Genomic DNA, 10,695 nt, shown 5'->3' on the forward strand with positions numbered 1-10,695 from the left:
CGAGGTAACCCGCATAGGCTAGTATTCGCCCGCTTCATTGTTTTTGCGGTATGCGCCGATGCTGTGTGCGGAATCTGGCTTTTTGTTGTCCCCGGTTGGGGGCGGTATTGCTGGTGAAACCTGCCCAGGCCCGTCCCTACTGTATCCCGGAAAATGAACAGCAGCGAAATCCAGCCGCCCGAGGCTGACCGTATCCAGGTTGGCGAATGCGTCGTCACTTTGTCCTCGCGAGAGGTCGAAGTTGAAGGTGCGCGTCGTCCGCGCCGGCTGACGCCGAAAGCGCTGGGTGTGCTGCGCGTTCTGCTGCGGCAGCCCGGCCGCGTGGTCACCCGCGAGGAGCTGTTTGCCGAAGTGTGGCCCGACACGCTGCCCACCAATGACGTGCTGACCCAGGCCGTCACGCAGCTGCGCAAGGCATTCGCCAACGACGACGACAACGGCCAGACCTATATCGAGACCATCGCCAAGAGCGGTTATCGGTTGCTGGTGCCGGTGCAGGTGCTGGAGGCGCCTGAGGCTGCCGTGGACAGCGGCGAGCTGGCCGATCTTCCGTTGCCGCCCGCGGACGCCGGTGGCAGGGCCGCGGTCGGTACGGTGCCGGTGCCGGGGCTTCGCCGGGCGTGGCGACGGGTCCGGCGCCAGGTACTGTTGGCAATCGGCATATTGATGCTTGGCACGGTGATCGTGCTGACGATGCTGCTGTTGCGGCAGCCGCCGGAAGCCAGTTCACCGGTTGATGCGGCCGTGGAGAACGGCGTTCGCGTGATCGGCAGCCCGCAGCGGCCTTACCGGCTGATCACCGCGACCAGTGGTTTTGAGACGTATCCAACACTTTCGCCCGACGGTTCCCAGGTGGCCTACGAAGGGGCCAACGACGACGGGGGGGACGGCGGTGCGATCAAGGTGCAGACCTCGGGCAATGCGCCCGCGCGCCAGTTGCTGACGCCTCCGGCCGGTGCCAACGACCGTTTCCCGAGCTGGTCGCCGGATGGGCGCGAGATCGCGTTTGCACGATTCAGCGCCGGAGGTGGCTGCCAGGTGCTGATCGCCAGTGCCACAGGTGGTGCCGTGCGCCAGGCAACCCGCTGCGACGGCACCGAGCTGCTCAGTTTTGACTGGACCCCGGATGGCCGGGGGCTGGTGTTCGGCAGCATGGTCGGACGCTATGCGCATCGCGGCATCCGCGTGCTGGATCTGGCCAGTGGCCAATGGCGTGAGCTGGATTACCGCGTCGATGCCGATGATTTCGACTATGCGCCGCGCTACTCGCCAGACGGTAAGTGGCTGGTGTTCGTGCGCAATCCGCAGATGGGTGATCTGTGGCGGATGCCCGCCGGCGGCGGTACCCCCGAGCAGCTGACCAATGAAGCGGCCGAGCAGCGAGGCTGGGCCTGGCTGGGGGATGGGCGCACCATCGTGTTCGGCCGTCGCGTGGACAGTGAAGTTCGCCTGTACTACCTCGACGTCGAGCGCCGCACGCTGCGCGACGCTGGCCTGGATGATGCGCAGTGGCCTGCGGTATCCCGCCATGGCAACGTGCTGGCGTTTGTCCACCGGCGGGCGCAGTTCGGCGTGTTCAAGGTTCCGATCGAGGGAGGACGTGCGGAACGACTGTTCGCGTCCAGTGGCCGTGATGGTCAGCCGATGGCCGCGCCCGATGGCCGCCAGCTGGCCTTCACCTCCGATCGCTCCGGCAGTTTCGCCTTGTGGTGGGCTGACATGCAGCGGCCGGACTCGCTGCGGCTGATCGAAGGCCTGCGGCCGGAGGCCCGGCAGGCACCGGACTGGGCCGCCGACAGCCGGCACCTGCTGGTGGTTGGCCGCGATGACCATGGACGTACCGTGGTCTACGAAATCTCGCCGCGTGATGAGCGGCTGCAGCCACTGCCGGTGCCCGCCGAACAACCGCTGCAGGCGCTTTACGGGGCCGGCGATGACCAGCTGCTGGTGGTGGAGCGGGATGCCGACCAGCGCACGCGCTTGAGCCTGTTCGACCGCAGCTCTCACCCCTGGCGCCGGCTGGCCAGCATTGATGGGGTGTCGCAGGCACGTTTTGATCGCGCCAGCGGACGGGTGCTGTTCACGCGCCTCGCCGCTGGTGGGCTGTGGTCGGTCGATCCGGCACTGTCACCGGCCAGTGTGCGGCAGATCACTGAAGACCTGCCGAGTCGGTGGCGCTATCGCACCTGGACCGTCGTGGGGAACGGTGGCATCGGTTACCTCGGCACGTCCACGCAGTGCGGCACGACCCTGGTCCTGATCCAGGACGGTACCGAAGTGCCGGAACGCTGCCTTGATCCGCAGCGGCTCAGCGCGGGCAATGGACTCAGTGCCAGCGCCAACGGGCGCGATCTCTACGTGGCGCTGGCGGTCAGTGACGGCGCTGACATCGGCATCATGCGGCTGCCCGAGCAAGCCCCGGCACTGTTCCCTGCCTTCTCCAGAATGTTGATTTTGAAGAAGAATTTCTCTTCGTAATTTTTTCGTGTGGTTCTCGCCACGAATTCGTGGCGATCTCGGCAGTCTTTCCTGACGAGGTCCCACCAGATTGGGCAAAACGGAGGCCTGTACTAGGCAAATCCGTGGTGCCCCCATGCGTCAACTCTCGCTGGCCGATCGCGGCCAAACCATCTCCCTCGACAAGGCCCTGGACGACGTCGCGCCGACCTGCCTGGGCGTTGCCCGGCTGGGCAGTCTGCAGACCGCAGGCAGCAGCTTCACTGTGTGGATGCAGGTGCGCGGCAGTTCCTGGGTGGAAGCCAAGGAAGGACGCTTCCGCTTGCGCCAAGGCGAGTGGATCGCCTTCGAGAAGGAATCGCGGCCGCTGGTGCAGGCCGGTCGCAACGGTTTGTGCTTGGGCCTGAACCTCACCGTCGAAGCGCTGCGCGTGCTGGCCGAGATGGCCGACTGTGGCCTGTATGCCGGGCGTGGCCGCATGAACCGCGGCGATGCACGTGTTGCGCTGCGCCTGTGGCGCGATGCGCTGGCCAGTGGCCAGCCGGCGGAGGCATTGCGCCCGCTGCTGCTGCATCTGGCGGGCCTGCAGCGCGGGCTGGCCGACAACGTGCAGCGTTGCCCGGGTCGCTCGCGCAGCCGCAAGCGCCAGGTGTTTGGCCGCATGCAGCGCGCCCGCCTGTACCTGGAAGGCAACAGCCACCGCGTGGTGCGCATCGGTGAACTGGCTGAACTGACCAACTTCTCCAGCTGGTATCTCTCCAAGACCTTCCAGAGCCTCTACGAGGAAAGTCCGCAGTCGCTTTCGGCACGGTTGCGCCTGGAACGGGCGGCCGATCTGTTGCGCGATACCGACATGATGGTGGGCGAAGTTGCTGCCGCCAGCGGTTTCGACAACTGCTGCAGCTTCGCCAGGGCCTTCCGCGCCCGTTACGGGCAGTCGGCTTCGCGCTTCCGTGAGAACGGCGGGCTGCTGCCGCCACATTCTGCAAACTCTCCGGTTGGGTCGCGCAAATGCAGCGTCGCAACGCAATCGTAACGTGCTGGGGCGTTTTAACACGCTACTAACACGTACCTTGGAGAGATTGATGAACGTTCGTATTCCTGCAGTGCGGCTCGGCTTGTTGCCGGCCGGCATTGCGCTTGCCTTGGCACCGTCCTTCGCTTCGGCGCAGGACGCAGCTGCCGGCGGCACGACCGACCTGGACCGCATTTCGGTTACCGGTTCGCGCATCCGCCAGGCGAGCATGGAAACCGCGCAGCCGGTGATCGCGCTGCAGCGCGCCGACATTGAAAAGCAGGGCTTCACCAGCGTCGGCGACATCGTGCAGAACCTGTCGGCAACCGGTTCGCCGGCGATCAGCCGCGCCGATGCCCTGAGCTCGGGCGAAGAAGTCGGCGGCCAGTACGTTGATCTGCGCGGCCTGGGCCCGGAGCGCACCCTGGTGCTGCTGGACGGCAAGCGCATGGGCGTCAGCACCGGTGGCTACACCGACCTGGCCTCGATCCCGACCTCGGTGGTCGAGCGCATTGAAGTGCTCACCGACGGCGCATCGGCCATCTACGGCTCCGACGCCATCGCCGGCGTGATCAACATCATCACCCGCAAGAACTTCGACGGTCTGGAAGCCAGCGTCTACGGCGGCCAGTACAGCAAGGGCGACGGCGAAAAGCAGGTCTACAACTTCGTCTACGGCCAGACCGGTGAGCGTGGTTCGATCACCTTCGGCGCCGAGTACAGCAAGGAAGATCCGGTCTGGGCGAAGGATCGTGCCTTCAGCCGCTACCCGAACGGCCAGTTCCACCCGAACCCGACCGACGCAGACGCCAACGGCTGGTCGCCGGCATCCAACCACGGCGTGCTGATCGACAGCAATGACAACTGGTACACCCGCGCCAACAATGGCTCGGGCAACACCATGGCCGATTTCCGCGAGTTCGGCACGGCGGACTACACCAATGCCAGCCAGGAAATGTGGCTGCAGAACAAGCTGACCCGTCGTTCGGTGTTCGCCAACGGCAACTACGACTTCACCGACAACATCCGCGGCACCGCGAACGTGCTGTACACCAAGCGTACGGCCACCCAGCAGATTGCCGGCTACCCGTACCAGTCCGAGGTCTATGAGACCCCGCTGTCGGCCAACAGCATCTACAACCCGCTGGGCACGGATGCGAATTTCATCCGTCGCACATCCGAAGTGCCGCGCCAGACCGAGTCCGAGCAGGAGACCTTCCGCTTCTCGGCCGGCCTGGAAGGTTCGTTCGAGTTCGGCGACAAGTTCTGGGATTGGGACGTGGGCTACGTCTACAACCAGAACAAGGGTGTGAAGACCGGCACCGGCAACCTGTTCATCCCGAACGTGCAGAATGCGGTCGGTCCGTCCTTCATGGACGGCGACGTTGCCCGTTGCGGCACCCCGGGCCATGTCATCGCTGGCTGCACCCCGTGGAACCCGCTGGCACCGTACGGCTCGACCGGCAACGGCTCGCTGGCCGATCCGGCCCTGCAGGCTTACCTGTACCTGCCGAGCCACGATACCTATACCAACACCACCAAGGCGTACAGCGCCAACATCGGAGGTTCGCTGTTCTCGCTGCCGGCCGGTGAGCTGGCCATCGCGGCGGGCTACGAGCACCGCGAAGAAAGCGGCGAGTACAACCCGGATGCGCTGCTGCAGTCTGGCCTGAGTACCGACCTGGCCGGCAAGCCGACCAAGGGCAGCTACAAGCTCGACGAGTTCTACGTTGAACTGAATGTGCCGGTGCTGGCCGACATGCCGTTCGCCAAGGAGCTGTCGCTCGACATGGCCGGCCGCTACTCGGACTACAACACCTTCGGCGATACCATCAACAGCAAGTTCGGCCTGAAGTGGAAGCCGATCGACGACCTGTTGGTGCGTGCAACCTACTCGACCGGCTTCCGCGCCCCGAGCATCGCCGACATGTACGGCGGTACCTCGCAGACCTTTGACGCCTACACCGATCCGTGTGACAGCAGCTTCGGCTCGGCCGCACGCAACCCCTCGGTGGCGGCAGCCTGCCAGGCGCGTGGCGTTCCGGCCAACTTCCGCCAGATCACTTCCGGCGGTGCACAGTCGACCGGCCCGGGCACCCAGTCCTACAGCGCCTTCGAGTCGGGTTCCAACCCGGAACTGAAGCCGGAAACCTCCAAGACCTGGACCGCCGGCCTGGTGTACAGCCCGAACTTCGTGCAGGGCCTGGACGTCAGCCTCGACTGGTGGAAGATCCGCATCGACAACGTGATCGCCGCCGAGTCGGTAACCTCGATCCTCAACCAGTGCTATGTGCTGGGCGTGGCGTCGGCGTGTGAGCGTTTCGACCGCGGCACCGAAGGCCGTACCGCCAACCAGGTGGTCGACGTTACCCGTACCCTGATCAACGGTGGTTACCAGGAAACCGCGGGTTACGATCTGGGCATCAAGTACCGCCTGCCGGAGTTCTCCTTCGGCAAGTTCGTCATCGACTGGAAGACCACCTACGTCGATTACCTGGAGTACAAGCGCGACAACGAAGCCGAGACCCCGGTCGAGCAGCACACCAGCTGGGCGACCGGAGACTGGGGCGCGAACTTCCGCGTCCGCTCGAACCTCAACGTCGACTGGACCTACGGCAACCTGGGCGTGAACTGGGGCGTGCGTTACTACTCGAGCATGAAGGAGCCGTGCTCCTACGATACCGAGTGCAACCTGCCTGACTTCAGCTCGGCCTACACCCTGGCGCAGCCGACCCGCAAGGTGGGTTCGAACACCTTCCACGACGTGCAGGTGCGTTACAACCTGCCGTGGGAAGCCACGGTCTCGCTGGGCGCCAACAACGTGTTCAACCACGAGGGCCCGGTCATGTACAGCCAGCCGAACTCGAGCTTCTCGTACTACGGTGGCTTCGACATCGGTCGTTTCTACTACATGAAGTACACCCAGCGCTTCTGATCCATCGAAGCGTCACAGCAGAAAGAGGAGGGCGGGCCGCAAGGTCCGCCCTTCTTGTTTGTGTGCTGCACCGACTGAGGAGATCCACGCCATGCGTGGATGGTTCTTCAGGCACAACGGAAAAGGCAGGCCACCCGGCCTGCCTTTCATTCCCTGCGAACTCGCCCTGGGCGGTGCCTCAAGCCTCGCTGGGTACCAGTCCCATCAACGCATTGGCATGCTCCCGCCACTGCGGCAGCCTGTTGAGAACACCTGCGCGCTGCAGGTAGTCCTCGTCCACCGGATCACCATTGACCAGTGCCAGTGCCACGTGCACTGCGCCGGTCACCCAGAAGCTGCGTGTATTGGCACGCTGCGGCTGCAGATGGAACGCGACCGCTTCGATGATCGGCATCGGCAGGCCCCACAGGCCGAGCAGATAGGCACCGGCTTCGGCGTGGCCCGGGCGGGTGTCACCGGTCAGCGATGGTTCGCTGCGCTCGTTGCGCACGCCGGGCAGCAGCAGGCCGATGTCGGCCAGCAGCGCGGCGGTCGCGCCCAGTTCGGCGCTGGATTCGGGCAGCAGGCGTGCCGCCAGCCGCGAGGCGAGCAGGGCGCGCTGCTGTAGTGAATTGCGCTCGGCCGTGGACAGTGTCGGTGCCGAGAACACCTCGCTGGCCAGTACCAGATCGCGCAGCGTCGACAGGCCGAGGCGGGTCACGGCGGTGCGCAGGTCGGCGATGGTGCGGCCCTGGCTGAAGAACGCCGAGTTCGACAGCTGCAGCACCTTGGCCGCGATCGCCGGATCAGCGGCCACCAGCTTGGCGACGTCGGCGCTGTCGGCGTCGTCGTCATGTTCCAGTGCCTGGGTCAGGCTCAGGTACAGGTGCGGCGGCGAGGGCAGCTTCTCGATACGGCCGATGGCGTCGCGCAGGCGCGGGCTGTCCAGCACTTCACGCAGCTCTTCCAGGCTGGTCAGCGCTTCCAGCAACACTTCCGGTGCCAGCGGCAACGGCAGGAAGCGGTGGGCCACGCCGATCAGGCGTGCCGGCGGCGGCCGGTTGCCGTGCTGGGCGTCCACCAGCGCAATGCGGATGGTTTCCGGGCGCAAGGTCCGGATCTGGCCGAGCAGCGTGGTGGCATTGAGATCCGGCAGTTGCGGGCAGACGATCACCGCATCCACGCCCTGCGTGGCCACCGCGGTCATCGCGGTCTGGCCATCGGTGGCGGTCAGCGGCTGCCAGTCTTCCCCAAGATCGGCAATGAATTCGGTCAGCTCGGCCGGCAGGCTGGCTGCATCCCCAACAAGCAGAATACGCACGACACATTCCCCTGGCTGTCTCGACGATGGATGTCGACGACGTGTGAAGTGACGCAATTTACCTAATACGGCGGCAAGAGTGATGTGCCGTCGTCATGAAACGTGACCCGCATCGCTCCGGCGGGGTGCCGCCGGAGCGATCCGGTTCAGGCTCAGGCCTTGCTGTCCAGATGGCGCTGGTGCGCCTCGATCAGGATCTGCTTGGCCTCAGCGGCGCCGCCCCAACCGTCCAGCTTGACCCACTTGCCCTTCTCCAGGTCCTTGTAGTGCTCGAAGAAGTGGCCGATGCGCTCCAGCCAATGGCTGGACACCTGGGCGATATCTTCCACGTGGGCGTAGCCGCTGAAGATCTTCGAAACCGGCACGGCCAGGATCTTCTCGTCGCTGCCCGCCTCATCGCTCATCTTCAGCACGCCGACCGGACGGCAGCGCACGACCGAACCCGGCACCAGCGGCAGCGGCAGCACCACCAGCACGTCGGCCGGATCGCCGTCGCCGCACAGGGTGCTCGGCACGTAGCCGTAGTTGCAGGGGTAGCGCATCGGGGTGGACAGGATGCGGTCGACGAAGATCGCGCCGGTTTCCTTGTCCACTTCGTACTTCACCGGCTCCGAGTCCTTCGGGATCTCGATGATGACGTTGATTTCTTCCGGCGGGTTCTTGCCGGGCGAGACGAGTTCCAGACCCATGGTCGTGCTCCAGGTGGGGGATATAGACGGATAGCCCCCCATTTTATGCCTTTGCCGGGCGCTGTGCAGGGGGAGGGGGCTGACGGCAGGGCGAGGAAGGCGCCGACCCGGCGGGCCGGGGTTGACCGATGGGTCCGGGTGGCGCGCGCGCGCAGTCTGGATGTACCTACCCGAGGAGTTCCCGCATGAAACCATCCGCCTTGTCACTCGGACTGTTCTGCACGCTGCTGATCGCGCCCGCCGCCCACGCTTTTCCCTACGTGGACCTGATCGACTACCCGCACCAGGAAGCCAACTGGGACCGCTTCTTTGCCCTGGAAGGGCGTCTGCAGCACGGGTTCGACGCGATCTGCGGCGACACCTTCTGCGAGGGTGAGTACAGCGACATCCGGGCGCTGCGCCTGCGCTGTTCGGTGGACGCGGTGCGCGGCACGGTGCATGAGTGCCTGTGGGCATTTGCCGCCAGTGACCTGGCCGTGTCGCGGAACGACGGTGCGATCGTAGCCCGGCAACCGACCTGGCTGTGCCCGCTGCCGCTGGTGCCTGGCACCCCGGTGGAGGCCTTCCATGCAGCGCTGGCGGCCCGTAATCCGCTGCATGATCCGTTGCCCGGCACGTCGGAGAGCACCTATGACGGGCTGACCGGCTGCATCCACTGATGCGAACGTGACTGATTCTCATTAACGGAGTAGCATGCGCGGCGCCTTCCGTCTGTCGTCCCGTTCTGCGCATGTCCTCCAATGCCGCCTCCCTTACCGAACTGCTGATCCGTGAGCGGCCGGCACTGCTGCGCCGGGTGCAGCGCATCCTCGGCGGCGACAATGGCGCCGAGGATGTGATCCAGGCGGTGTGGTTCAAGGCCCGTGGGGTCGACGACAGCCAGGCCATCGACAACCCGCGGGCCTATCTGTACCGGCTGGCCGCCAACCTGGCCACCGACCACGGCCGCGAATCGACCCGGCGCAACCGCCTGCTGGCCGACCACTACCTGTGGGGGCCGGACGAGGTCATCTCGACCGAGGAACAGGCCATGGCACAGGACGAGCTGCAGCGGGTGCTTGATGCGGCGGGGCACTTGCCGGAGCCGACCCGCACCATCTTCCGGCTCAACCGCCTGCAGGGCCTGACCCAGGCCGGGATCGCCCGCCGCCTCGGGGTGTCGGTGACCACCGTCGAGAACCATGTACGCACGGCGCTGCAGCGGCTGGCGTGGGCACGCAGCGGCCGATGACCGGCCCGGCTTGGGGCTGGCCCTCACTGGAACGTCTTGATCACTGGACCGTGGATGCGGTCTAGTTCCTCCGCCCGCGCTTGAATGCGCCTGTCCGCCAGCCGATGAGCCCGCCGAACACGCTGCCCGCCGCCAATGACGATGCCCTGGCCGAACAGGCCCGGGGCTGGATCGCGTGGCTGGCCTCGGGTGACATCGGCGAGGGGCGCATGCGCGAGTTCGAGCGCTGGCTGGCACAACCCGGGCACCGCCGTGCCTTCGAACACGAGCGCGCGCTGTGGCGCAGTGTCGGGCCACGCCCGCAGGTCCAGCCCGCCGAACGCCCGCGGCCGCATCGAATGCGCTGGGCGATGGCCGCTGCAGCCGCGCTGGCGATGCTGGTGGCATGGCCGGAGGCCTGGTTGCGGCTGCAGGCCGACCATCGCAGCACGCACGTCGCGCAGAACGTGCAATTGCCCGATGGCAGCCGCGCAGTGCTGGATGCGGACAGTGCGATTACCGTGCGCTTCAATGCACATGCACGCGAGATCGAGCTGCTGCGTGGGCGTGCCTGGTTCGAGGTCAGCCCGGATGCGCAGCGACGTTTCAGCGTGCGTGCGGGCAACGGCGTGATCGAGGACATCTCGACCGCGTTCACCGTCGCGCGCGGAGATGACCAGGTTGAAACCCAGGTCGGGCAGGGCAGGGTGCGCGTGGCCAGCCCGGCCGACGGTGGCTGGACCTATCTGCAGGTGGGCCAGCGTGCGGTCTATGGCGAGCACAGCGGCGTGACGCGTCTGCGGGATGTGGCTGCCGACAGCGTCGGCGCGTGGCGGCAGGGCGAGCTGCTGCTGGAGCAGGCCAGCGTCGCCGACGCCGTGCAATGGGTGGGGCGTTACCGCGCCGGCCCGACCTTCGTGCGCGGCGATCTGTCGCGACTACCCGCAGTGAGTGCCGCATTGCGCATCGATCGCCCGGAGCAGGCGCTGGATGCACTGGCCGCGACGGCTGGATTGCAGGTGACTCGGCTGCCGCTCGGCGTCGCCATCGTCCATCGGTAGATCCACGCCAATGCCCCGGTGCCGACCA

General features: G+C 66.1%; 8 protein-coding genes. 6 read left to right on the forward strand and 2 right to left on the reverse strand.

Translation table 11 applies throughout. From position 1 onward, the window contains the following. The first annotated feature begins 153 nt into the window (after positions 1 to 153). From AC5P8C_RS08275 to AC5P8C_RS08285, 3 genes are all read left to right on the forward strand, one after another. Positions 154 to 2,478, forward strand: coding sequence for a winged helix-turn-helix domain-containing protein (locus tag AC5P8C_RS08275; protein WP_100446680.1), 2,325 nt, complete (start codon positions 154 to 156; stop codon positions 2,476 to 2,478). Positions 2,479 to 2,593: 115 nt separating this feature from the next. Further along, positions 2,594 to 3,493: a helix-turn-helix transcriptional regulator gene (locus AC5P8C_RS08280; protein WP_019662034.1), complete on the forward strand. Its 900-nt coding sequence runs from the start codon at positions 2,594 to 2,596 to the stop codon at positions 3,491 to 3,493. 49 nt (positions 3,494 to 3,542) lie between these two features. Further along, a complete protein-coding gene (locus AC5P8C_RS08285) occupies positions 3,543 to 6,407 on the forward strand; it encodes a TonB-dependent receptor (RefSeq protein ID WP_026347270.1) in 2,865 nt (954 codons plus the stop codon). 178 nt (positions 6,408 to 6,585) lie between these two features. Here the strand turns inward: AC5P8C_RS08285 and AC5P8C_RS08290 are convergent, their stop codons facing one another. Further along, positions 6,586 to 7,707 (reverse strand): HDOD domain-containing protein, encoded by a 1,122-nt coding sequence (locus AC5P8C_RS08290; protein WP_134731345.1) that lies wholly within the window; start codon positions 7,705 to 7,707, stop codon positions 6,586 to 6,588. Between the two features lie 152 nt (positions 7,708 to 7,859). Beyond that, on the reverse strand, positions 7,860 to 8,396 hold the full coding sequence (ppa, locus tag AC5P8C_RS08295) for an inorganic diphosphatase (protein ID WP_005410935.1): 537 nt from the start codon (positions 8,394 to 8,396) through the stop codon (positions 7,860 to 7,862). A 185-nt stretch (positions 8,397 to 8,581) separates the two neighbouring features. On the opposite strand from ppa, the gene AC5P8C_RS08300 reads away from it, so the two are divergent. The 3 genes from AC5P8C_RS08300 to AC5P8C_RS08310 all read left to right on the forward strand — a co-directional run bounded on the left by AC5P8C_RS08300 (position 8,582) and on the right by AC5P8C_RS08310 (position 10,667). Next, positions 8,582 to 9,055 carry a hypothetical protein gene (locus AC5P8C_RS08300; protein ID WP_026347269.1) on the forward strand — a complete coding sequence of 158 codons (474 nt, stop codon included), beginning with the start codon at positions 8,582 to 8,584 and terminating at the stop codon, positions 9,053 to 9,055. Between the two features lie 71 nt (positions 9,056 to 9,126). Continuing rightward, positions 9,127 to 9,627, forward strand: coding sequence for an RNA polymerase sigma factor (locus AC5P8C_RS08305; RefSeq protein ID WP_019662030.1), 501 nt, complete (start codon positions 9,127 to 9,129; stop codon positions 9,625 to 9,627). 104 nt (positions 9,628 to 9,731) lie between these two features. Continuing rightward, positions 9,732 to 10,667: a FecR family protein gene (locus tag AC5P8C_RS08310; protein WP_495218555.1), complete on the forward strand. Its 936-nt coding sequence runs from the start codon at positions 9,732 to 9,734 to the stop codon at positions 10,665 to 10,667. Positions 10,668 to 10,695: the final 28 nt, after the last annotated feature.

Source organism: Stenotrophomonas sp. YJH_SMC_46 (assembly GCF_059370315.1).